Source organism: Flavobacterium sp. (assembly GCF_044377315.1).
Classification (GTDB): domain Bacteria; phylum Bacteroidota; class Bacteroidia; order Flavobacteriales; family Flavobacteriaceae; genus Flavobacterium.
The window spans coordinates 1-24740 of record NZ_JBILJG010000022.1; the positions used below are offsets into that span (position 1 = coordinate 1).

Genomic DNA, 24740 nt, shown 5'->3' on the forward strand with positions numbered 1-24740 from the left:
TCAACGAAGCTAGATTAACAGCCAAAGGTTATGGTGAATCTCAATTAGTTAACAATTGTGGTTGTGAACCAACAAACGAATCAACATGCTCAGAAGAGCTTCATCAACAAAACAGAAGATCAGAGTTTATTATTACTAAAATTTAATACTCAAAGAAATCAAAATAGTAAAAGTCACTTAGAAATGAGTGGCTTTTTTTTGATGTTAAAAAATATAAAAACTACTTTAAATAGTATTTAACATAATAACATGTCTTTTTTTGCAAAATTTTCACTAAAATTGAACTCGTTTAAAATTAATCAAGAAATGAAGATTACTAAAATTATTACGCTTTTTCTTTTAACTACATTTTCTGTAGTTGCCCAACAAAAAATTACTGTTGAAGAAATATACACTGGTGCCTTTAGAGCCAAAGGAATGGATGAATTACAATCCATGAAAAACACTAATCAATATACCGTCCTTAACGCTGATAGAGCTACAAAAAGCCAGCAAATCGATCTTTATGATTTTGCTACACTTAAAAAAGTTTCAACATTAATAGATACGAAAAACTTTAAAGAATTATCAGATGAAGGAATTGATAGTTATGTTTTCAGTTCTGACGAAAAGAAAATTTTATTAGCGAATAATACTAATCAAATTTTCCGTCATTCATTTACCGCAGATTACTTTTTGTATGACACAGTTGATAAAAAACTGAGTGGATTTCTTGGGCAAGTTCAAGAGCCAACATTTTCTCCTGACGGAACTAAAATTGCTTATGCAAAAGCAAATGATTTGTATATTTATGACATAACATCAAGAAATACGACTCGTGTTACTAATGATGGTGTGAAAAATGCTGTTATTAACGGAATTACTGATTGGGTTTACGAAGAAGAATTTGCTTTTGTTCGTGCATTCGATTGGAGTACAGATAGTAAAAAGTTAGCTTATATAAAATTCGACGAAAGCGAAGTGCCACAATTTTCGATGGATATGTATAAAAAAGATTTGTATCCAACTTCTGAAACGTTTAAATATCCAAAAGCTGGTGAGAAAAACGCCATAGTTTCATTGCATATTTATAATTTAAGTGGCAATATTTCGCAACCAATTAATTTAGGAAATTACTCTGATTTCTATATTGCAAGAATGAAATGGACAAATGATGCTAATTTAGTTTCAGTTCAAGTTTTAAACCGTCATCAAGACAATTTAGATTTGATTTTTGTTGATGCAACAACAGCTAGTCCAAAAGTAGTTTTGAATGAAAAAGATAAAGCTTACGTTGATGTAACAGACAATTTAACGTTCTTGAAAGACAACAGTTTTATTTGGACATCAGAAAAAGACGGTTACAATCACATTTATTTATACGATAAAAACGGAAAACTAAAAAACCAAGTTACTAAAGGAAATTGGGAAGTAACTTCTTTTTATGGTTTTGACGAAAAAACTAAAACTGTTTTCTATCAATCTGTAGAGAAAGGTTCTATTTTGAGAGACGTTTATAAAATTTCACTTGATGGTAAAAAGAAAGTAAAATTGTCTTCACAAGTTGGAACAAATGCGGCAACTTTCAGTCCAGATTTCACTTATTTTATTAATACTTATTCTAGCGCTACTGTTCCGCCAACTTATACTTTGAACAGTTCTAAAGACGGAAAAAAAGCTCAAGAAATTGTAAATAACACAGCTTTGGTTGATAAATTAAAAAAATATGATTTGCCAACAAAAGAGTTTTTCGAACTTACAACTGAAAAAGGTCATAAACTAAATGCTTGGATGATCAAACCAAAAGATTTTGATGCTACTAAAAAATATCCAGTTTTTATGTATCAATATTCTGGACCAGGTTCGCAAGAAGTGGCTAATAACTGGTTAGATACAAACGATATGTGGTTCATGATGTTGTCACAACAAGGTTATATTATTGCTTGTGTTGATGGTCGTGGAACAGGTTACAAAGGTGCGGCTTTCAAAAAGTGTACTCAAAAAGAGTTAGGTAAATTTGAAGTTGAAGACCAAATTGACGCTGCAAAAGTTATAGGAAACTATGCTTATGTTGACAAAGCCAGAATCGGTATTTTCGGATGGTCTTATGGTGGATTTATGTCAAGCAACTGTTTATTCAAAGGTGCTGATGTTTTCAAAATGGCAATTGCCGTTGCTCCAGTTACTAATTGGAGATTTTATGATAGTATTTACACCGAAAGATACATGACAACACCACAAGAAAATGCTAGTGGCTATGATGATAATTCGCCAATTAATCATGTGAGTAAACTTAAAGGAAACTTTTTACTAATTCACGGAACGGCCGATGATAATGTTCATGTTCAAAATTCAATGCAAATGATTGAAGCACTAGTTCAAGCTAATAAACAATTTGATTGGGCAATTTATCCAGACAAAAACCACGGAATATATGGTGGAAAAACTAGAATTCAGTTGTTTAACAAAATGACGAATTACATTAAAGAGAAGTTGTAAAATGAACCAACATCAATTTTATTTAATAACAGAATTATTAATTTCTTTAATTGGTGGATTTTTATTGCTTTCTATTTGGTTAGTGGTTCAGAATAAATTTAAACAAAAATTAACTTCCGAGATTGCTATAAAACGATTTGACAAAGGATTGCTATTTATTGGTTATTCAGTATTTGTTTGGTCGTTTTCATCTTTGTTGATTCTTGTTTTTAATAATTTCAATACCAATAATTGGATTATTCTTATCAGTCAAAACATGTTTTCTATTCTGAATTCAATGTTTTTGATATTGGCATTGTACTATTTTGATAATTCACCTGAATATCTTTATAACAACAAAAAAAGCACCAAAAGAATACTATTTTTCTTTGTTGGACTTTCCATAATTTCATTGCTGATTGCGTTATTCTTTGGAGAAACAATAAATACTTACGGCATTCGATTCAATACCATTCCAGATTTATTATTATCGGCAATTTTGACTTGGTTTTTAATTCTGTCACTTTATCGAACTTTCTATAATCGAAAGATGAAAAGTGTTGCAATCATTGCGGTTTCAAGCATCATTATTTTGTTTATCACGCAAGTTCCGTATGTTTTCAATTTCGAAAATTATTCGTTTGCTATTGATCTAGCTAAGTTGATTGCCAAAACAACTCTCATATTTATATTCCTAGTTCTAGGAACTAGTTGGGTTTTGGAATTATCACAATTACCCGAAGCTACAACCATGAAAATTAATTTTGTAAATTGGAATGTTATTGAACTATCTATTCCATCAAAAAACATTGTAAACCAAACCATCAATTTCGGAAGTAAAACTACGCAATTCAATAACTTGTTGAAGTTTGGCATAAGAAGAAAATTTGCATCCGAAGAAAACATGTGTATTGAGGTTTTTAATGGTGGAGAAATTCTAAGTCAAACCTATTTGAGCCGAATTATTGACAACATAAATGCCATTTTAGAGCTTGAAGATGATAGGAGAATTACCCGAAACGACTTTTTTACCTTTATCGGTCAAGCCAAATACAGACTTCGATTTTTACCCGAATATATTGAGATAAATAATGCGCTATTACTTGAATTTACTCATAATATTGACAATGGGCAGTATAAGGAATTTGTTTAAACTGCCTACTTCATTCCAATCACAATTACTCACAAACGCTTATTTTTAGTAAATTCATACTTTTCGATTATTATTTATTTATACTTTGCACAAGAAATAGTAAGCAGTTCATAAATAAAAAAACTATTTTATTTGTGAACAGTATTAAATAAAATTAGAATTATGAAGTTTTTATTTTACAGTTTAAGTATTTGTGTTTTATTATTTGGTTGCAAAAATACTCCACAAATTGTCGATCCAATTCCAGTTCACACAAGTTTTACAATTGAATCAAGTGAAGTTGGTGAAACTAGAATAATAAATGTTTGGACACCAATTGGATATGAAACTACAAAAGATTCATTGCCCGTTATGTATATGGCAGATGGAGGAATAAAAGAAGATTTTCCACATATTGCAAATACATTGGATAAATTAATAAAATCAAAAAGGATTGCTCCAATAATACTTGTTGGAATAGAAAACACTGAAAGAAGAAGAGATTTAACAGGTCCAACAGAAGTAGAAACAGATAAAGAAATTGCACCAGTGGTTGGTGGTTCAGAAAAATTTAGAAATTTTATTAGCATTGAGCTTTTTCAAGAAATAAACAAACGTTACAGAACTTCTAATAAAAAAGGAATTCTTGGTGAATCATTATCTGGACTTTTTGTTGTTGAAACTTTTTTTCTAAAGCCTGAAATGTTTGATTATTACATTGCTTTTGACCCATCATTATGGTGGAATAATCAATTTTTAGTGAGAAATTCAAATAAAAATTTAAACGATTCATTATATATTGAAAAAACCTTTTGGTTTGCTGGTTCTGGCGTAGAAGATATTTCAGTTAGCACTAATCAATTTAATAAAATATTATTGGATAAAAACCTAAAGAATTTAAAATGGAAATATTCTGATGAACCAAAAGAGAAACATTCAACAATTTTTAGAGCAACTAAAGAAAAAGCATTAATTTGGACTTTAAATATGAAGTGATTACTCTTTTTTTAATAAAATTAAATAAAATAAAAGTGCGAATGATAATTTAATTAAATTCTAATGAAGAGCTTTTTTTGTTACAAATTGTTTTGTACTTTGCACCAACAATAAAACTAAAATTAAACTAAATAACTAAAACAATAATTATGAGTGAACAAGTAAAAACAGGACATCCAAAAGGACTTTACTTCCTATTTTTCACAGAAATGTGGGAACGATTCAGTTATTATGGAATGAGAGCAATCTTCATTCTATTTATGACTAAAGTATTATTAATGAAAGATGCTGATGCGTCAGAAATTTATGGAAGTTATACGGGTTTGGTATATCTAACTCCGCTTTTAGGGGGTTATTTATGCGATAAATTTTTAGGAAACAGGAGAAGTATTGTAATTGGTGGTTTGCTTATGGCAATTGGTCAATTTTTTATGTTTTTTAGTGCCTCTGCTGGCGCAAATGGCGGTGTTTCATTAATGTGGATGGGATTAACAGCAATTATTATTGGAAACGGTTTCTTTAAACCAAATATTTCTACAATGGTTGGACAATTATATCCAGCAAATGATAGAAGAATTGATAGCGCATTTACCATTTTCTATATGGGAATCAACCTTGGAGCTTTCTTTTCACCATTAGTTTGTGGTTCTATGGATTTCAAATGGGGATTTCTTGCAGCCGGAATCGGAATGTTAATTGGTCTTGTTGCTTTTATTCTGGGTCAAAAAAAATACCTTATTTCTGAAGATGGAAAACATATTGGTTTGCCTGTTAAAAAATTAGATGCAAAAAGCATCGGAATGATAATTGGTTCAATCGCAATTATTTTCTTTATGTTGAACTTCAAACAAATGTTCAAAAGCGATTTAGATATTATTAGTTATTTCATTTATGGAGCAATGGTAGCAATGCCGGTATTAATTTTTAGTGATAAAAGTTTGTCTAAAATTGAGATACAAAGAATAACAGTGATTTTTATTCTTGCATTTTTCGTGATTTTCTTTTGGGGTGCATTTGAACAAGCTGGAGCTTCTTTAACATTATTTGCCGATAGACAAACAGAAAGAACATTATTTGGTTGGGAAATGCCAGCTTCCTATTTTCAATCTGTAAATCCATTGGCAGTTATTGCGCTTGCACCAATTATGACAATGGTTTGGGGATTTTTATATGCAAGAAAATTAGAGCCATCTTCGCCAAAGAAAATGGCAATTGGGTTAGGATTAGTTGCAATGGGTTACGTTATTATTGCAATTGCAGTTAAAGGATTAGGATTGGGAGAAAAAGTTTCAATGTGGTGGTTAATTGGTTTATATGTAATTCACACTATTGGAGAATTATGTTTATCACCAATTGGTTTATCAATGGTTTCTAAATTAGCACCGTTAAGATTATCATCTTTAATGATGGGAACTTGGTTTTTAGCAAATGCTGCAGCTAACAAATTTGCAGGAACATTAAGCGCATTAATTCCAGGTGGAGAAGATGGAACTGGTGGTGCAACTTCATTTTTAGGATTTCAAATAACAAACTTGTATGAGTTTTTTGTTTTATTCATAATTATGTCTGGAGTTGCAGCTGCAATTTTATTTGTGTTGAGTTCTTGGTTAGAAAAAAGAATGCACAACGACCATGTTGAAGCACAACCTGAATTAGATAGATAATTTTAAAAATATTTTTATATCTTTCAAACCTACAAGAAATCCTTGTAGGTTTGTTTTTTTAAATTGAATTATTATGTGGAAAAGTCATCCTAAAGCATTGCCTTACTTGTTTTTATCTGAAATGTGGGAACGTTTTGGTTATTATTTAATGATTGGAATTTTTACTTTGTATCTTAAAGATGTCGAAGCAGGATTTGCCATGACAGAAAAAGAAGCTTCTGATTTATACGGAACTTTCATTGCGTTAGTATTTTTAACACCTTTCATTGGCGGTTTAGTTGCCGACAGATATCTTGGTTATAAAAAGTCAATTGTTATTGGTGGAATTATGATGGGCGCAGGTTATTTTTTGATGGGAATTCATAGTTTGCCAATGCTCTACGTAGCCATGACTTTAGTAATTGTAGGAAATGGTTTTTTCAAACCCAATATTTCAACGTTATTAGGAAATTTCTACAACGAAGACCAATACAAAGAGAAGAAAGACGAAGGCTACAATATTTTCTACATGGGAATAAATGTTGGTGCTTTCATTTGTAACTTTTTTGGTGCTGCTTTGCAAATTTTATTAGGCTGGCAGTATGCCTTTATGGCTGCTGGTTTAGGAATGTTTATTGGTGTAATCGTATTTCTTTTAGGAACAAAACACTACGGAGACAAAACGGATAAAAAAGGAATTCAAGAAGGCGACATGCCATTTTCTAAAATTGTATTGTACATTTTAGTTCCGTCAGTGGTTTTTGGAGTTATTGGTTGGTTGATTAAAGGAGTGCAATCAGATGTAAATCTTGATAGTGCCATTTTTGGTTCTGATAGTACTGATGCCTTTATTTTTGCATGTCTTCCAGTAGTTTACTTTTATGGAAGTTTATATTTCAAAGCAAAACCAGAAGAAAAACGATCAATAGGAGCGTTGCTTTCAATTTTTGCAGTAGTAATTTTATTTTGGGCAGTTTTCAAATTAAACGGTTCGGCATTAACAACATGGGCAGATAGATATACCGATAGAGAAATTAATGGAACAACGCAAGCTGTTTTTAGTAATTTAAAATTAGCAAAAGATATCGAATACAAAAAAGATTCAACTGAGTTATACGATGCAAGTTTCCGACTTCAAAAAGAAAATGGAAAAGTAGTTAAGGAAGTAAACTATCCTGTTTATTTTAGAAATGTTGAAAAAAATAAGTTACCTCAAGAAGGTTCCAAAGTTTCTATTTGGGCAACCAATTTAAGTCAGTCTATAAATCCAGGTTGGGTTATTATATTAACGCCGCTTGTTGTTGCCTTTTTTACCTTTTTAAGAAGCAGAAAAAAAGAGCCGTCAACTCCAACAAAAATCGCTTTCGGATTATTAATTTCTGCATTATCTGTTCTAGTAATGGTCGCTGCAGTTCATATTGGAAACAACGGAATGGAAAAAGTTTCCGTTTGGTGGTTGGTTGCTAATTACGGAATTATAACTATTGGTGAGTTATTCCTAAGTCCAATGGGATTATCGATTGTTTCTAAATTATCTCCAAAAAATATTACGGCATTAATGATGGGCGGATGGTTTTTATCAACCTCCATCGGAAACAAATTATCTGGAGTTTTAGCTAGTATGTGGGATACTTACGACGATAAAGCCAATTTCTTTTGGGTAAATTTTGGTTTATTAATGTTTGCAACTGTATTGATGTTTGCTTTAGTGAAAAACTTAAATAAAGTAATGAAAGACCACGGAATTAATTAATACAGAACAAAACCTATAAGGTTTTTAAACCTTATAGGATATAATTTCAAAAACATGACAATAGAACAAATACAAGACTTTAAAGGAAAATACCCAAAACAATTGTGGTATTTGTTTTTCTCAGAAATGTGGGAACGCTTTAGTTTCTATGGAATGAGAGGAATGTTAGCGGTATTTATGGTTAGTCAACTAAATATGGACGAAACCACTGCTAATCTTCAGTATGGAGCAACTCAAGCATGGGTTTATGCTTTTACTTTTATTGGTGGATTGTTTGCCGATAAAATTCTTGGATTGAGAAAATCGCTTTTTTGGGGTGGAATTTTGATGATTGTTGGAAGCGTAATATTAGCATTTAGCCCAAAAGATTTATTTTTTACTGGAATTGGTTTTACAATTGTTGGAACAGGTTTTTTTAAACCAAATATTTCTTCAATGGTTGGTCAACTATATAAAGATAATGATATAAGACGTGATGCAGGTTTTTCTCTTTTCTATGCCGGAATTAATCTAGGAGCATTACTTGGCGGATATGTTTGCATCGCTGTTGCTAACGGTACGCTTTGGCAAGGGTTTGTGCCCGAAAATCTGCGTTGGAATTATGCTTTTGGTTTTGCTGCTGTAGTCATGGTTATTAGTTTGCTAACTTTTACACAAACACAAAAAAGTCTAGGCGAAATAGGATTGTCTCCAATTAAAAATATTGAGAATTCTAAAAGAAAAATATATGAAATTGCAACTTATATTGGGTCGTTAATTTTAATCCCAATTATTATATTAATGGTTGCCAATACCGTTTACACCGATTATTTCATGATGATAATTGGACCGGTTTCTATTCTGTATTTATTTTATGAAATGCGAAATTTTTCGGTAGCTGAAAACAAAAAACTTATTGCAGCCTTAGTATTTATTATTTTTTCCATTTTCTTTTGGGCGTTTTACGAGCAAAGTGGAGGTTCTTTAAGTTTATTTGCCGCAAATAATTTGAATACTAATTTGATGGGAGTAGAGCTCGATCCAAACGGTGTTAACAATTCATCGGGAGCATTTTTTGTAATAGTTTTTGCTGCTTTACTAGGTTTTTTATGGATTTGGATGGCAAAAAGAAAAATTGAACCCAACACTGTTGTTAAGTTTGGATTAGGGTTTTTATTCCTAGCAGGTGGTTTTTGGGTATTTTATTACACAAAGTTTTTTGCTGGTGCTGATGGAAAAACATCTCTAAATTTGTTCACTTTTGGTTGGTTTGTCATCACTTTTGGCGAATTATGTTTATCACCAATCGGAATGAGTGCTATGACTAAATTATCACCACAAAAACTCCAAGCAGTAATTATGGGCATGTGGTTTTTAGCAAGTGCTTATGGACAATATTTCGCAGGTTTACTCGGAGCAAATATTGCTGAAGCTTCTAAAGATGCAACCAATTTAGAAAAGTTAAATACCTATGCCGATGGCTATCAACAATTAGCCATTTACGCTTTAATCGCAGGAATACTTTTAATAGCCATTTCACCATTAATTAAAAAACTAATGCAAGAAGTAAAATAAATTTCTTATTTTCGGCATTATTTTTGAATCAATATTAAAAAAAAATAAACATGAGAAAAATATTTATCACATTACTTTTAGTTGTAGCATCTACAACTATCCAAGCGCAAGATGATTTGACTTGGCATACCGATATGAACAAAGCATCGGCAATTTCTATTAAAGAGCAAAAGCCATTATTCTTATTTTTTACAGGTAGCGATTGGTGTGGTTGGTGTATTCGTTTGCAAAAAGAAGTTTTCAAAACGCCAGAATTTGCTACTTGGGCAAAGGATAATGTTGTTTTGGTAGAACTAGATTTTCCAAGAAGAACTCCAATGGCAGATGAATTAAAAAAACAAAATAACGAATTACAACAAGTTTTTGGAGTTAGAGGCTATCCAACAGTTTGGTTTGCAAAACCAACAGTAAAAGATGGTAAAACCAATCTAGAACAATTGGGGAACACAGGTTACGTTGCTGGCGGACCAAGTGCATGGTTAGTTGGCGCAAATCAAATTATTGCTAAATATGTAAAATATGTTCCAGTAAACGCTGAAAAAGAACCTGTAAAAAAGTCAACTAAAAAAGCTGCAAAAAAATCAATAACAAATAAAGCATAAGCTTATCTTACTCTATAAAATCCCTTTTCTACTGTATTGTGAAAAGGGATTTTTTCTTTTTCACAAGTTGCTTTCCAAGCTACAGAATAAGTTTTATAATTAGAAGCATCTACCACAACTTCTTTAGGTTTCCATGTTTTAAAAACTCGTTCCAAATTTATTTTTGGAGAATGGGTTAATACCAAAATATCTGCATTGCAATCTGGAACAATTCCTAAACTATCTACAATCAATATTTTTTTGTTTTCAAAATAAAGCACATTTGGGAGTTTATTTGAATTCTTAATTTCACTAAAATTCGCTACCAAATACGGCTTGATTGTTTTATTGTTTTTCAAATCTTTTAAAGTAGAAATATCACTATAAATTGTTAATTGACTATTTTTTTTCTCTGAAATCAAAGTGCTTCTTTTGTTGTTAAAAACAAGTAATTCATTTGTTTTCTGATGTTTCCAAAAAGATAAAAAGTAGCTTAATTGAAAACATAGTATTCCAATTAAAACTATTGTTAGTTTTGAAAAAGTTGGTTTTTTGAACCAAATAATCACTCCAAATATGAGTAGAAAAGAACTAAACAACATATAACTATTGAATGAAATATCTTGAATTATAAATTGCTCAACCGACGCAACCCATTTTATAATTTGATTCATAAAATAAATTAAGTATTCCAATGCTTTAGTGAAAAATTGCGGAATGTCAGTAAACGAAGCAATGATTAATACAAAAATTCCCCAATACATAATAATTGAAACTAATGGAAGAACTGCCAAATTGGTTACAAAAAATAATCCTGGAAATTGATGAAAATAATAAATACTCAACGGAAAAGCACCAATTTGTGCCGCAAATGAAACGGTTAAAATTTCCCAAACATAATTTCCAACTTTTGTTTTAGGTTTCCATAAACTTGCCAGCAAAGGTTGTAACCAAAGTATAAAAAACAAAGCCAAATAACTCAGTTGAAAGCCGATATCAACAATAAAAGCTGGTTGGAATAAAAGAATCAAGAAAATCGAAACGAGTAACGTATGAAAAATGTTTGTTTTTCTATTCAAATGCATTCCGATGGCTACAAATGTGAACATGGTTACCGAACGAACTACCGATGGTGAAAGTCCGGCAATAAAGGCAAAAAACCAAAGAGTTGAGATAATTACTGCTAATTTCAAGTAAGAATTAAATCGATTTTTGCGTAACGGTTTCAATAAAAAATTAATAAAAAGCATCAATAAACCAACATGCAATCCCGAAACCGAAAGAATATGAACAGCACCAGATAATTGATAATCTTGAATAATTTCACTTGAAATTTCTTGTTGTTGCCCCAATAATAAAGCCATCGCAACCGCCAATTCTTCTTTGCCAAAATGATTTTTTTCTAACCGATTCTTAATCTTATTTCTAAGCAAATCTGAATAATACCAAATGTCTTTCTGAACGATTGTTCCAATTTTTAATTCATTTGGAGCAACATAAACTTGTGCTAAAATTGACTTACTTGTCAAATACTTTCCATAATCAAATTGATTTGGGTTGTTTGGTTTTTTATGTGATATTACTTTAGTTGAAAATTGTAATTGTTGGCCTATTCCATATTCATGATTTAGGCTGTCTTTATATAGGTTTACCAGAATTTTACCCGAACTTTCTTTAGTATCAACTTGTTTAACCAAGGCAATAAATCGCTCACTATAAGCAGAACTTTTTAAACGTTCTCTCAATACAATTTCAATTATATGCTTTTGATCGAAATCTGTAATTTGATTATTGTAATTAGCAGGATTAAATTTCTGATTGTGAATTGAGACAGTTGAGATTCCAATAAAAAAAGAAAGTATAAAAACTGCAATTCCAAAATAGTTTTTCGGAATTTTATCTTTATTAGAAAGAAAATAAACAGTTAAAAAAACAAGAAATGAAGCAGTCAGAAGGAGCCATGATAATATTGGTTTTATTTCTACAAATTGAGAAAATAAAACACCAAAAACAAATGAAAATGTTATCCGTGAAAGTGGGAATTCAAGTATTTTCATGCATCTAAAATACTCAAATATTTTATAAATTGAAAATTATTCTAAAATTCTATTTACATGAGAAAAAGCTTTTCCATAATAATCTTCTTTGGTAGAAGAAATAATAACACCTTTTTTTATAGAAGCATGAACAAATTTAATCTCGTCATCATTAATCTCGACGACCATTCCAACGTGGTTGATGACTTTACTGCCAAGGGTTCGAAAGAAAATTAAATCCCCTTTTTGTATTTCCTCTGGTTCCAATGTTCTGCCATAACGTGACATTTCGTTGGAAGTTCTAGGTAAAGTAATGTCAAATCGTTTGAAAGTGCTACACATTAATCCGGAACAGTCAAAACCCAATTTATTTTCGCCGCCAGATCTATACGCACATCCAATGTTATCTGTCGCGGTTTCCACCAATTGTTTTGATAATTCTTCAAAAGTCAATCCGTTATAACTGCCGTCTTCTCTTCTTTTGACAACTTTAAATTCGTCGGAATTTTTCTTTTCTACAACTTTAGCATCAATTTTTTTATCTAAAACCGATTTTTGTGTACCAATTTTGGCTCCAGGTTTTTTGTATAGCCCTTTTTTTTCAGCTTCAGCTTTAGAAGTCACAATTACAGAAGTTGGTTTACAACTCACAAAAAATAACGAAATGAATAGTATGTATAGTAATTTTTTCAAATGATTTTGGTTTTTGTAAAAGTACTTAAAATGTACCAAAACCAAAATTATCTTAGATTTTTTATAATAAATTTAGCAGTTTTTTCGCTTGCACCAATTCCGCCAAGTTTAGATTCGAGTAAATCATAATTTTCTAAAATAGCTTTTCTAGTTAATGGATTTAACAGTTTTTGTAATTCTATTTTAATGCTTTTAGTAGTGCAATTTTCTTGAATCAATTCGGTTACTACCATTTTATCCATAATCAAATTCACTAGCGAAATATATTTCAAAGTAATAATGCGTTTTGCAATTTGATACGAAGCCCAACTTCCTTTGTAACAAACTACTTCTGGAACTTTAAATAAAGCCGTTTCTAATGTTGCAGTTCCTGAAGTTACCAATGCAGCGTGAGAATGACTCAATAAATCATAGGTTTTATTGGCAACAAAATGAATATTTTTATTTTTCAAAAACTGCTCATAAAATGAAAATTCTTGACTTGGTGCACCAGCAATAACAAATTGATAATCAGTAAAATCATCAACAACGCTCAACATAACCGAAAGCATTTTTGTAATTTCTTGCTTGCGACTTCCTGGTAAAATTGCAATAATTGGTTTTTCGTCAAGATCATTCTCTTTTTTAAAAGTGCTTTCGTCGGTAACTTTTCGTGTTTGAATGGCGTCAATCAATGGATGACCAACAAATTCAACAGGAAAGTGATGCTTCTTTTCATAAAAATCTTTCTCAAAAGGTAGAATCACATACAACTTGTCAAAATCTCTTTTGATTGCCTTAATTCTACTTTCTTTCCAAGCCCAAATTTGTGGCGAAATATAATAATGCGTTTGAATTCCTTTTTCCTTCGCCCATTTGGCAATTCGCATATTAAAACCCGGATAATCAATAAAAATAATAGCATCTGGATTGAAATTTTCTATGTCTTTTTTGCAAAAATTGATATTATTCAAAATCGTTTTTAAGTTAAAAACAACTTCAATAAATCCCATAAAAGCCAATTCGCGGTAATGCTTTACCAAAGTTCCGCCAACATTTTGCATCAAATCGCCACCCCAAAATCTGATTTCGGCATTTGCATCTTCTTTGTACAAAGCCTTCATCAAATTGGAACCGTGCAAGTCACCCGAAGCTTCACCAGCGATAATATAATATTTCATAAGTTATACAAAAACAGTGATTATTGCTAGTATGATTGTGGCAAGAATTACACCACGAGCCATTAATTCTTTCTTTTTTTGTAGCAAAATATAAAAAGAGGCGATATTTAAAACAGCACCAAGAGCCATTACTTTTCCTAAAATGCCACTCTCATTTATAATTTTCAAATCGCTCAACGAACTAAATTCGGTGAACATAAATAAAAACAAAAATGTACCAGCGATTATACAACAAACGCCAATTAAAAAACCAATTGCTAAATCTTTCTTTTCCATAATTTATTTTTTTGAATAATCTCTAGGATTTCTGTAGGCATGAATTACTGCAAGTACAATAATTTGCTTTGAATCATCATCTATAAAGTAATGTATTTGATAAGGAAATTGTTCTAAAAGAACCATTCTAACATTTTTATATTTAATTTGAAATGCTAGTGGAAAGTCTGAAATATATTTTTTTGCAATTTCAATTTTATCTAAAAAATCAATTGCTAATTCAGGATTACTATTTTTGTAATAGGTAACAATATCTAAAATATCGTCTGTTACAGAAGGATTAATTACAAAACCATATATCATAAACCTTTTCTAATTTTTGCAATTGTCGTATCAAAATCTAGAACATCTTTGGGGTTTTTATAATAATTTTCTAAACGCTCATCAATGATTTCTTTTTGCCAAGAATTCAGTTCAACACTAGTGTTTATTTCTTCATTTTGCAAATCTGAATATTTAGTTTTTAAACTTTGCCATTCTTCAATTGGAATAAAAACACCAGTTGTATTGCCTTTAATATCTTTAATAAATTGTAAATTCATGATTTGAAAATTTAGAATTAAAATCATTTTTTATACTACAAATGTAAAAAACTAATCACCAATTAATTTAATTTTTAAATTATTTATAATACTGTTTTCTAAAATCTGTCAACGCTATTTATAAACTCCAAGAATTTAATGTTTGAATAGCATAATGTGCAGTCAAGTCAAACTGAACTGGAACAACTGAAACATATCCGTTTTGCAAAGCCCATTCATCAGTATCTTCACCTTTATCTTGATTTACAAATTCACCTGTTAACCAATAATATTCTCTTCCAAAAGGTGTTTTTCTTTTATCAAATTTTTCCATCCACAAGGCTTTTGCTTGTCGGCAAATTTTTATTCCTTTAATTTCGTTTGCAACCAATTTTGGAAAATTCACATTTAGGACAACACCTTCAGGTAGTTTTTTCTCTACTACTTCTAACGCAATTTTCTTGATAAAAGTCTTTGTAGGTTCAAAATCTGCATTCCATTCATAATCCAATAATGAGAAGCCAATAGCCGGAATTCCTTCAATGCCAGCTTCAACAGCAGCACTCATAGTGCCAGAATAAATAACATTTATCGAAGAATTCGAACCATGATTAATTCCTGAAACACACAAATCAGGTTTTCTATCTAGCAGCTCATTTACAGCCAGTTTCACACAATCTACAGGTGTTCCCGAACAAGTATATTCGGTAATTTTAGCATTTTCTTTTGAAATTTTATTCAAATACAAAACATTGTTTATTGTAATAGCGTGACCCATGGCACTTTGTGGTTTGTCTGGAGCAACCACAACAACTTCGCCAATTTCAGACATAACTTCTATTAATGAGCGTATTCCTGGAGCCGATATTCCATCGTCGTTTGTTACTAGAATAAGTGGTTTTTTCATGGAGTTGAATTATTTTTACAAAAATAAGCAATTTTACTTGGATAGGTTTAATTATCATTTTTCAATTTAAAAAACAGTTTCCTAAAAAATATTCTTAACTGAATTACCATTTTTCTCATTCAATCTTTCACTTTACTCATCTGCTGGTATTTTAGAACAACTAACTAGTATATTTGCTTAACTAATTTCTATTAAAAATGAAAAAGCTAGTTTTGATATATCTCTTTTTGCTTTGCAGTACAATTTTGTTCGGGCAGACTAAAAATAGTGAAAGCCTGAAAGTTGAGCTAAAAAATGCAAAAAACGATATTGAAAAAGCTGAAATTCTAAATGAATTAGCCGATTCTTATAAAGCTAGTAATCCAGATTTGCTTCTTGATTATGCTACAAAAGCATTACAATTATCTCAAAAAATTGGATACAAAATTGAAGAAGGCTATGCTTATTTGAATCTTGGAAATAGCAATATTATTTTAGGAAATTATTCTGAAGCCTTAAAGAATTTAACATCTGCACAAACTATTTTCGAAAATGAAACGCAAATAGATTTTGAAAAGAATTTGAAAATAAAAAAAGGATTGGCAAAAGCTTATGGCAGCATTGGAATTGTTTTCTCAGAACAAAGTAATTATTCCAAAGCATTGCAATTTCATCTGAAAGCTGTCAAAATTTATGAATTAATAAAAGATGATAAAAAATGTGCGCAAGTTTACAACAACATTGGCGTAGAATACAAATCGCAAAATAATGATTTTAAAGCTTTAGAATATTTTTTTAAAGCGCAAAATATTCAAAAGAAACTAAATGATCCAACTATCGGAATTACGCTTACCAATATCGCAAATTGTTATTTGAAACAAAAAAACAACGAAAAAGCAATTGAGTATTATTCCAAAGCGAAAAATAGAATTGATAAAAACCCTGATTCTCGAGCTTTAAGCGAATGGTATAACAATATGGGTTTGTATTATCAAGCCATTAAAAACCCAACAAAAGCTATTGAAAATTGGAATTTAGCAATTCAAACTTCTAAAACTATTAATGACAAATTTAGTGTTGCCAATACCTATTTGTTTTTAGGTCAATTATATTCAGATCAAAAAAATATGCCTTTAGCTTTTACAAATACAAACCAAGCATTGAATTTGGCAAAAGAAACAGGTTCTTTGGAACAAATTGTATTTACCGAAAAATTGTTAAGCAGTATTTACAAAGCACAAAATAATCCAAGTTTAGCTTTGCAACATTTTGAATTATACAGCCGTGCTAAAGATAGTTTGAATAACGAAGAAAATATTCGAAAAGGAGTAGAGGTAGCCATGAATTTTGAATTTGACAAACGAGAAGTCATTCAAAAAGAAGAAATTGAAAAAAAGAATTTATTGCTCAAAGAACAATTAAAACAAAATAAATTGCAATTACTTTTTGCTGGATTATTCACTTTGATGTTAGGCGGAATTGGGTTTTTGGTTTACAATCGCATTCAACTCAAAAAAACACTAACACTTCAAAAAGAATTAGCAGAATATGAACAAAAAGCATTGCATTTGCAAATGAATCCACATTTTGTTTTTAATTGTTTGGGTTCAATTTCTAGTTTTATTGTTCAAAATGGAGCACATTCAGCCGTTCGATATTTGGCTAAGTTTTCAAAATTAATGCGATTGACACTCGAATATTCTAAGCAATCTCTAATTCCGATTGACAAAGAAATTCAAGGACTTCAAAACTATTTGGAGTTGGAACAATTACGATTTAATCACAAATTTGATTTTTCGATAACCAAAGACGAAGCAATTGAAGACGACTTGGCTTTGCCACCACTTTTGTTGCAGCCTTTTGTAGAAAATGCCATTATTCACGGTATAATTCCAGGAAAAGAACATGGAACAATTGGAATAGATTTTAAATTAGATACGCAAAATTTAATTTGTACCATAACCGATAACGGAATTGGATTTGAAAAATCGAAAGAAATAAAAAGCGACACTGTTGTGGTTCACAAATCGATGGCATTGGATATTACCAAAAAAAGATTGGAAATGATTGCCGCATCCACATCAAAGAAAGCGGAAGTAGAAATTTCAGAGTTATATCCCGAAAGTAAAGGATTGAAAGGAACAAAAGTAGTTTTGTATTTACCAATACAATTTATAGAAAAAGAAAAGAAGTAAAACTTTAGGTAGAAGTTTTATAACTAAAACCTACTACCAAATACCCATAACCTAATGATAACAGCAGTATTAATAGACGACGATAGCAACTTACGTAATGGTTTGCGAGAATTATTAGCCCATTATGCACCAGATTTTACCATTGTTGGTGAAGCCGAAGATGTGGCAACTGGAGTAGAAGTAATGGATAAACTAAAGCCGCAAGTGGTTTTTTTAGATATTCAATTGAATGACGGAACAGGTTTTGACGTTTTGGAAAAAAGTGCTGCCAAAAACGGAAAAACAACGTCGCATATTGTTTTTATTACGGCTCATGAAGAATATGCTATCAAAGCATTTCGATTTTCGGCACTTGATTTTTTATTGAAACCTGTTGATATTGATGAATTGGAAATTGTAATAGCCAAAATAAGAGAAACTGTTGACAAAAAAGACAATTATGCTCATATCGATTTGCTACTAGAAAACATTCGTAAAAAAGTGGATACTTATAAAAGAATTGCATTAACCACAGCCGAAGGAATTCATTTGTTTGAAGTTAGCGACATCATTCGTTGCGAATCGGAAGATAATTACACTACTTTTTATATCAAAAACAACAAACCAGTAGTGATTTCCAAAACGCTCAAAGAATATGAAGAAATGCTGGCAGAATATGGTTTTGAGCGAATACATCAGAAACATTTAATCAACTTGGCTTATCTCAAATCGTATGTCAAACGCGATGGTGGCTTTGTAGTAATGACCGACAATACCGAATTACCCATTTCGCCAAGAAAGAAAGAACGTTTGCAAGAATTAATTAAGGCTTTTTAGTTAACCGACTTTGTCATTCCGAAGGACACGAGAGCCTGCTCGAACTGGCGAAGCAATCTCTAAAATATTAAAAAAAAACAATATTATGAAAACACACATAAAACACACACAAATGAGAAAACTAATACTACTATTATTGTTATTTACTGGAATAGCTAATGCCCAAATTGTGAATATTCCTGATGCGAATTTTAAGGCGAAGTTGTTGGCTGCTGATGTGACGAATCAGATTGCTTATGGGAACGGAGGATATATTAAAATTGATTCAAATAATAATGGAGATATTGAAGTTTCTGAAGCAGTAGTTTTGGACTCATTGAATGTAGATAGTTCCAATATTAATAATTTGACAGGAGTTTCAAGTTTTGTTAATTTAAAAAAAATAGATTGCAGTTTCAATATTTTGACATCATTGGATGTGTCAAATTTATCAAATTTAAAAATCCTTTATTGCAATACTAATAATTTATCTTCCTTAAACGTAACAAGTTTAACAAATCTGGATTTTCTTTCTTGTTCATTTAATTTGTTGACTTCTTTGAATTTAGATGGTTTAGTAAATATTGACTATTTGGATTGTTACAATAATCAATTAACAAATTTGAATTTAAATGATTTAGTAAATATTATTTATTTGAATTGCTCAGACAACCAACTGACAAGTTTAGATTTTACAGGATTAACAAACCTTCAAAATCTTAATATTTCAAATAATCAAATAACAAGTTTTAATTTTCCAACACCATTAGCTTTAAATTATTTTAATTGTTCCTATAATAATCTTTCTCAAATAGATGTTAGTAATGTTATTTGCGATAGTTATAATTTTAGCTACAATCCAAATTTAACCTATATAAATATGAAAAACGGACATCAAGATGGATGTGCAGTTTTATTGAGCATTGATTTAGATTACATTTGTGCTCACTTTTTGGGTTTACCCAGTTTACAATTTATATGTATTGATGAAGGTGAAGCAGATTCTTGGACAATCCCTAGTAATATTATAATGAACAGTTATTGCTCTTTCACACCAGGTGGCAATTACAATACTATAACAGGAAATATTAAATTGGATGCCAACAACAACGGTTGCGATGCCAGCGATTTAGCACAAGCAAATATTAAAGTAAATATTAACGACGGCACCAATACTGGTACAAGTTTTACAAGCAATACAGGAAATTATACTTTCTTCACCCAAGCAGGAAGTTTCGAAATTTCACCAGAAGTTGAAAACCCAACTTGGTTTACTTTTTCACCAACATCAGCAACGATTCCTTTTGCTGACAACAATAATAATACCGCAACTCAAGATTTTTGTATTGCAGCCAATGGTGTTCATCCAGATGTAGAAGTTGTTTTGGCACCAATTGCACCAGCAAGACCAGGATTTGATGCGACATATGAATTAGTTTATAAAAACAAAGGAAACCAAACGCTATCTGGTTCAGTAAATCTAGTTTTTGATGATGCTAAAACCGACTTTATTTCAGCAAATCCTGCAGTTGATAATTTAGCAGTTAATTCATTAACATGGAATTACAATAATCTTTTGCCATTTGAAAATCGTTCTATTGATGTTGTTTTAAATGTAAATTCACCACTAGAAACGCCAGCAGTAAATATTGGTGATATACTGAATTTCACCGCAACCATAAACCCAATTTCGGGCGATGAATTGCCAGATGATAATACTTTTGATTACAATCAAATCGTTGTAGGCTCATACGATCCAAACGATATAACTTGTCTTGAAGGTAACAATGTTGCGCCATCAGAAATTGGAGAATATTTGCATTATGTAATCAATTTTGAAAATACAGGAAATTATCCTGCCGAAAATGTAGTGGTAAAAACTATTGTTGATAATGCAAAATTTGATGTCAACTCGTTGCAATTACTCAACACATCCAATCCAGTTGATGCCAGAATTACAGGAAATGTTGTCGAATTTATTTTCGAAAATATCCAATTGGGCGGACCAGGCGGACACGGACATGTTTTACTAAAAATAAAATCAAAAAATACCTTAGTTACAGGAGATGAAGTAGCAAAAAGCGCTGGAATATATTTCGATTACAACGCACCAGTAGATACAGGAATGGCAACAACCGTTTTCCAAAGTTTGTCAAATGCTATTTTTGAAAAAGATGATTCAATTAATGTTTCACCAAATCCAACCAATTCAAAAATCAATATCAATTGCAATAACAATGTTAAAAAAATTGAACTGTACGATGTGCAAGGAAGGGTTTTAGAAACGCATATTGGAGAAACAAAAACACTTGATATTTCAGAAAAAACAAACGGCATTTATTTCCTAAAAATCACCACCGAAAAAGGAAGTAAAGTCGAGAAAGTAATTAAAGAGTAGCATTTTTTAGTTTAAAATTTCAGGTTTAAAGTTTCAATTTTTGGAATTTGAAACCTGTTTTTTTTAGTTGGAATTTGGAGTTTACCTTTTGGAATTTATTATATTTAGTATCTTTAACAAAAATTTGTGTGTGTCAACTCTTTTGTGGCACACTTTTTTATGTAATTTAGTTGAAAAATTTTAATGAACACAATAATTCAATTTATGAAAAGACATTATAAAATACTATTGGCAGTTGTAGCCTTGTCAATAGGACTTTGGAGTTTTATGCCTAAAGAAACAGCTGATCCAGAAAAAGACAAGACACTTTTAGAGCTGTTACAGTTTGTAATTGAGCGTGGACATTACCATCCTGCCAAAATTGACGATGCTTTTTCTAAAGGAGTTTACAAAGATTATATAAATGCTTTAGATCCGTCAAAACGTTTCTTTTTGCAATCAGATATTGATGATTTCGCTAAATATGAAACCTCAATTGATGATGAAATTAAAAGTCAGAAACTAACTTTCTTCGATTTAACTTACAATAGATTGATGAAAAGAATGTCTGAAAGTAAAGATTTCTATAAAGAAATTCTAGATAAACCATTTGACTATAACGTTGATGAATCATTCAATACCGACTACGAAAAATTGCCTTTTGCCAAAAACACTACTGAGCTAAAAGACAAGTGGCGCAAACAAATCAAACTTTCAACGCTTTCATCTTTAACCGATAAGTTAAAAATGCAAGAAGATTTTAAGAATGGTGTTACTGATGAAAAGGATAACGATAAAGCTAAAAAAAGTGAGAAAGATTTGCAAAGTGAAGCCAAATTAAAAGCTGAACTTTTAGGAAAATCATTTGATGATTTAGAAAAAGAAACAAGAGAAACATCATTAAAATCGCTCAATGAATATTTTGGATTTATAGAAGAGCTAGAAAGAAGTAACTGGTTTTCAGTATATATCAATGCAATTACAGCACGTTTTGATCCGCATACCAACTATTTTGCTCCCGAAGAAAAAGAGCGTTTTGATGTTAGCATGAGTGGTAAATTGGAAGGAATTGGTGCGCGTTTACAAAAGAAAAACGATTATACTGAAATCACCGAATTAATTTCGGGAGGTCCAGCTTGGCGAGGAAAAGAATTAGAAGCAGGCGATGTTGTTATGAAAGTAGCGCAAGGAAATCAAGAACCTGTTGACGTAGTAGGAATGCGCCTTGATGATGTAGTTAAAAAAATAAAAGGGCCAAAAGGAACCGAAGTAAGATTGACAGTTAAAAAAGTGGATGGAACAATCAAAGTTATTTCGCTTATAAGAGACATAGTTGAAACCGAAGAAACTTTCGCTAAGTCAAGTGTTATCGAAAAAGACGGAATGAAATATGGTATTATTTATTTGCCAAAATTCTACATCGATTTTGAAAATAAAGAAAGCCGTGATGCAGGGAAAGATATCGCAATTGAAGTAGAGCGTTTGAAAAAAGAAAACGTGCAAGGAATCATAATGGACGTTAGAGATAATGGTGGAGGTTCTTTGCAAACCGTTGTTGATATCGCAGGACTATTTATAGATGAAGGGCCAATTGTTCAAATAAAATCGGCTGCAGGTAAAAAAGAAGTTTTGTATGATAGAGACGATAGGATACAATGGGATGGACCACTTGTTATTATGCAAAATAGCTTTTCGGCTTCGGCTTCTGAAATTTTAGCCGCTGCCATGCAAGACTATAAAAGAGCCATAATTATTGGTAGTAAACAAAGCTATGGAAAAGGAACCGTTCAAAATGTAATTGACCTAAATCAGTTTGTTAGAGGAAGCAATATGGGTGATATGGGAGCATTAAAAACTACAACACAAAAGTTCTACAGAATCAATGGTGGTTCAACACAGTTAGAAGGTGTAAGTAGTGATGTTGCAATGCCAGATAGATATGCTTACCTAAAAATGGGCGAAAGAGACATTGAAAACGCTATGCCTTGGGATAAAATTGAAGCAGCAATTTATTCCACTTGGGATAAAATTGATAATTATGATGTTGCCATTGCAAACAGTAAAATAAGAATTGCTGCCAACGACAAATTCAAATTGGTTGAAGAAAATGCAAAATGGATTGACCAACGCGATAAAGAAAATGTATATTCTTTAAATATAGATAAGTTCAAACAAGAACAAGCCAAAATTGAAGAAAATGCCAAAAAGTTTAAAGCAATTTCTAATTATAAAAACAATTTGCTACTCTCATCTTTGCCATACGAGCAAGAAGCAATGGCGAAAGATTTGTCGCTGAAGGAAAAAAGAGAAAGATGGCACGAAAGTCTAGCAAAAGATATTTATGTAGAAGAAGCAGTAAATATCTTAAATGATTTGCAACCAGCAGGAGCAAAAAAAGTAGCAAACAAAAAGATGCTAAAGGAAAAAGTGATTAAATCATAATTTAGTAGTAATTCTGAACTTGTTTCAGAATCTATAATAATTAACAAAATAATTTTAGAAAGCATCCTGTTTAGGGTGCTTTTTTTGTTTTAAATCTAATTTTCAATTTTTTACAACAAACAATAATTTTCAGCATTAAATTTCACTATTCATTAGCAAGGGTTGTTCTAATGGAAAACAAAATAAACATGCCGTCATAACAGGAATCACTTTTTTTTACGGCAACTATGGCTTTATAGAAAAGCAAAAAAAATTAATTTAAGATAGCAAGTTAAACAAAACAAAAAAAAGCACAAAACAATTGACGTTTTGTGCTTTTTGTATATATAAATAAATGTTATCTAACTTCTTGATTCAGAATCAAATCTAAATACAAGTTTATTTTGTCTTTTAATTCTTTTCTAGGAGTTATAAAGTCTAAGAAACCATGTTCTAGTAAAAATTCTGAAGTTTGGAAACCTTCTGGCAAATCTTTTCCAGTTGTGTCTCTTACAACACGTGGTCCGGCAAAACCGATTAATGCGCCAGGTTCAGAAATGTTGATGTCGCCTAACATGGCATAAGAAGCAGTAGTTCCGCCAGTTGTTGGGTCAGTACATAATGAAATGTAAGGAATCTTTGCTTCTGCTAGTTGTGCTAATTTTGCTGAGGTTTTGGCTAATTGCATCAAAGAATAGGCTGCTTCCATCATACGAGCACCGCCTGATTTTGAAATCATTAAAAACGGGATATTGTGTTTGATAGAATAATCAATTCCACGAGCGATTTTTTCTCCCACAACAGCACCCATAGAACCACCAATAAATGCAAAATCCATACAGCAAACTACTAAATCTTTTTCTTTAGACTTTCCAACAGCAGTTCGAACAGCATCCTTTAGTTTGGTTTTGTCCATCACATCTTTTAGACGATCAGAATATTTTTTTGTATCTACAAAGATCAAAGGATCTTTAGATGTCATTTTGGCATCTAATTCTTTAAATTCGTTATTGTCAAATAAAATTTCGAAATATTCTTTACTTCCAATTCTAACATGAAAATCATCTTCTGGACTTACCCAAAGATTTCTTGCTAATTCGTCAGTATCTATGATTTTCCCTGTTGGTGATTTGTACCACAAACCTTTAGGAACATCTTTTTTGTCTTCTGTTGCGGTTGTTATACCTTTTTCTTTTCTTTTAAACCAAGCCATAATTCTTGAAGTTAGAAGTCAGAAGTTAGAAGTTAGAAGTTAGAAGCGATT

19 protein-coding genes are annotated in these 24740 nt (G+C 31.1%); 11 read left to right on the top strand and 8 right to left on the bottom strand.

Going from position 1 to position 24740, the window contains the following annotated elements; genetic code table 11:
- Positions 1-306 precede the first annotated feature (306 nt).
- From ACIQ66_RS08120 to ACIQ66_RS08150, 7 genes are all read left to right on the top strand, one after another.
- Entirely contained in the window at positions 307-2478 is a 2172-nt protein-coding gene (locus ACIQ66_RS08120; protein WP_396212302.1) for a S9 family peptidase, read from the top strand.
- A 1-nt stretch (position 2479) separates the two neighbouring features.
- Positions 2480-3610 carry a hypothetical protein gene (locus ACIQ66_RS08125; RefSeq protein ID WP_396212303.1) on the top strand — a complete coding sequence of 377 codons (1131 nt, stop codon included), beginning with the start codon at positions 2480-2482 and terminating at the stop codon, positions 3608-3610.
- 162 nt (positions 3611-3772) lie between these two features.
- A complete protein-coding gene (locus tag ACIQ66_RS08130; protein WP_396212304.1) occupies positions 3773-4585 on the top strand; it encodes an alpha/beta hydrolase in 813 nt (270 codons plus the stop codon).
- Positions 4586-4734: 149 nt separating this feature from the next.
- A complete protein-coding gene (locus tag ACIQ66_RS08135) occupies positions 4735-6249 on the top strand; it encodes a peptide MFS transporter (RefSeq protein ID WP_396212305.1) in 1515 nt (504 codons plus the stop codon).
- A 73-nt stretch (positions 6250-6322) separates the two neighbouring features.
- Complete coding sequence (locus ACIQ66_RS08140) at positions 6323-7981, top strand: peptide MFS transporter (protein ID WP_396212306.1); 1659 nt, start codon at positions 6323-6325, stop codon at positions 7979-7981.
- Positions 7982-8035: 54 nt separating this feature from the next.
- Positions 8036-9535, top strand: coding sequence for a peptide MFS transporter (locus ACIQ66_RS08145; protein ID WP_396212307.1), 1500 nt, complete (start codon positions 8036-8038; stop codon positions 9533-9535).
- Between the two features lie 50 nt (positions 9536-9585).
- Entirely contained in the window at positions 9586-10137 is a 552-nt protein-coding gene (locus ACIQ66_RS08150) for a thioredoxin family protein (protein WP_396212308.1), read from the top strand.
- 2 nt (positions 10138-10139) lie between these two features.
- Here the strand turns inward: ACIQ66_RS08150 and ACIQ66_RS08155 are convergent, their stop codons facing one another.
- From ACIQ66_RS08155 to surE, 7 genes are all read right to left on the bottom strand, one after another.
- Positions 10140-12173 (bottom strand): ComEC/Rec2 family competence protein, encoded by a 2034-nt coding sequence (locus ACIQ66_RS08155; protein WP_396212309.1) that lies wholly within the window; start codon positions 12171-12173, stop codon positions 10140-10142.
- A gap of 36 nt (positions 12174-12209) precedes the next feature.
- A complete protein-coding gene (locus ACIQ66_RS08160) occupies positions 12210-12845 on the bottom strand; it encodes a C40 family peptidase (RefSeq protein WP_396212310.1) in 636 nt (211 codons plus the stop codon).
- A gap of 47 nt (positions 12846-12892) precedes the next feature.
- Entirely contained in the window at positions 12893-14005 is a 1113-nt protein-coding gene (gene lpxB / locus ACIQ66_RS08165) for a lipid-A-disaccharide synthase (protein WP_396212311.1), read from the bottom strand.
- A gap of 3 nt (positions 14006-14008) precedes the next feature.
- Complete coding sequence (locus ACIQ66_RS08170) at positions 14009-14281, bottom strand: hypothetical protein (protein WP_396212312.1); 273 nt, start codon at positions 14279-14281, stop codon at positions 14009-14011.
- Positions 14282-14284: 3 nt separating this feature from the next.
- Positions 14285-14584 carry a type II toxin-antitoxin system RelE/ParE family toxin gene (locus ACIQ66_RS08175; protein WP_396212313.1) on the bottom strand — a complete coding sequence of 100 codons (300 nt, stop codon included), beginning with the start codon at positions 14582-14584 and terminating at the stop codon, positions 14285-14287.
- Positions 14581-14823: a hypothetical protein gene (locus ACIQ66_RS08180; RefSeq protein WP_396212314.1), complete on the bottom strand. Its 243-nt coding sequence runs from the start codon at positions 14821-14823 to the stop codon at positions 14581-14583. Before ACIQ66_RS08180 ends, ACIQ66_RS08175 begins: the two co-directional genes overlap by 4 nt.
- 118 nt (positions 14824-14941) lie before the next feature.
- Complete coding sequence (surE, locus tag ACIQ66_RS08185; protein WP_396212316.1) at positions 14942-15709, bottom strand: 5'/3'-nucleotidase SurE; 768 nt, start codon at positions 15707-15709, stop codon at positions 14942-14944.
- A gap of 197 nt (positions 15710-15906) precedes the next feature.
- Between surE and ACIQ66_RS08190 the strand changes: the two genes are divergently transcribed.
- The 4 genes from ACIQ66_RS08190 (at position 15907) to ACIQ66_RS08205 (ending at position 23497) form a co-directional block, all read left to right on the top strand.
- On the top strand, positions 15907-17883 hold the full coding sequence (locus ACIQ66_RS08190; protein WP_396212317.1) for a tetratricopeptide repeat protein: 1977 nt from the start codon (positions 15907-15909) through the stop codon (positions 17881-17883).
- A gap of 54 nt (positions 17884-17937) precedes the next feature.
- Entirely contained in the window at positions 17938-18699 is a 762-nt protein-coding gene (locus tag ACIQ66_RS08195) for a LytR/AlgR family response regulator transcription factor (protein WP_396212318.1), read from the top strand.
- A gap of 85 nt (positions 18700-18784) precedes the next feature.
- Positions 18785-21076, top strand: coding sequence for a leucine-rich repeat domain-containing protein (locus ACIQ66_RS08200; RefSeq protein ID WP_396212319.1), 2292 nt, complete (start codon positions 18785-18787; stop codon positions 21074-21076).
- A 183-nt stretch (positions 21077-21259) separates the two neighbouring features.
- Positions 21260-23497, top strand: a complete 2238-nt coding sequence (locus ACIQ66_RS08205) for a carboxy terminal-processing peptidase (RefSeq protein ID WP_396212320.1) — start codon at positions 21260-21262, stop codon at positions 23495-23497.
- A gap of 337 nt (positions 23498-23834) precedes the next feature.
- Here the strand turns inward: ACIQ66_RS08205 and accD are convergent, their stop codons facing one another.
- Positions 23835-24689 carry an acetyl-CoA carboxylase, carboxyltransferase subunit beta gene (gene accD / locus ACIQ66_RS08210; protein ID WP_396212321.1) on the bottom strand — a complete coding sequence of 285 codons (855 nt, stop codon included), beginning with the start codon at positions 24687-24689 and terminating at the stop codon, positions 23835-23837.
- Positions 24690-24740: the final 51 nt, after the last annotated feature.

Coding starts and splice junctions, on each gene's coding strand:
- ACIQ66_RS08155 (WP_396212309.1), bottom strand. CDS start 12,173: ATGAAAATACTTGAATTCCCACTTTCACGGATAACATTTTCATTTGTT.
- ACIQ66_RS08175 (WP_396212313.1), bottom strand. CDS start 14,584: ATGATATATGGTTTTGTAATTAATCCTTCTGTAACAGACGATATTTTA.
- ACIQ66_RS08130 (WP_396212304.1), top strand. CDS start 3,773: ATGAAGTTTTTATTTTACAGTTTAAGTATTTGTGTTTTATTATTTGGT.
- ACIQ66_RS08170 (WP_396212312.1), bottom strand. CDS start 14,281: ATGGAAAAGAAAGATTTAGCAATTGGTTTTTTAATTGGCGTTTGTTGT.
- surE (WP_396212316.1), bottom strand. CDS start 15,709: ATGAAAAAACCACTTATTCTAGTAACAAACGACGATGGAATATCGGCT.
- ACIQ66_RS08190 (WP_396212317.1), top strand. CDS start 15,907: ATGAAAAAGCTAGTTTTGATATATCTCTTTTTGCTTTGCAGTACAATT.
- ACIQ66_RS08140 (WP_396212306.1), top strand. CDS start 6,323: ATGTGGAAAAGTCATCCTAAAGCATTGCCTTACTTGTTTTTATCTGAA.
- ACIQ66_RS08125 (WP_396212303.1), top strand. CDS start 2,480: ATGAACCAACATCAATTTTATTTAATAACAGAATTATTAATTTCTTTA.
- ACIQ66_RS08135 (WP_396212305.1), top strand. CDS start 4,735: ATGAGTGAACAAGTAAAAACAGGACATCCAAAAGGACTTTACTTCCTA.
- accD (WP_396212321.1), bottom strand. CDS start 24,689: ATGGCTTGGTTTAAAAGAAAAGAAAAAGGTATAACAACCGCAACAGAA.
- ACIQ66_RS08205 (WP_396212320.1), top strand. CDS start 21,260: ATGAACACAATAATTCAATTTATGAAAAGACATTATAAAATACTATTG.
- ACIQ66_RS08180 (WP_396212314.1), bottom strand. CDS start 14,823: ATGAATTTACAATTTATTAAAGATATTAAAGGCAATACAACTGGTGTT.
- ACIQ66_RS08195 (WP_396212318.1), top strand. CDS start 17,938: ATGATAACAGCAGTATTAATAGACGACGATAGCAACTTACGTAATGGT.
- lpxB (WP_396212311.1), bottom strand. CDS start 14,005: ATGAAATATTATATTATCGCTGGTGAAGCTTCGGGTGACTTGCACGGT.
- ACIQ66_RS08145 (WP_396212307.1), top strand. CDS start 8,036: ATGACAATAGAACAAATACAAGACTTTAAAGGAAAATACCCAAAACAA.
- ACIQ66_RS08120 (WP_396212302.1), top strand. CDS start 307: ATGAAGATTACTAAAATTATTACGCTTTTTCTTTTAACTACATTTTCT.
- ACIQ66_RS08150 (WP_396212308.1), top strand. CDS start 9,586: ATGAGAAAAATATTTATCACATTACTTTTAGTTGTAGCATCTACAACT.
- ACIQ66_RS08200 (WP_396212319.1), top strand. CDS start 18,785: ATGAAAACACACATAAAACACACACAAATGAGAAAACTAATACTACTA.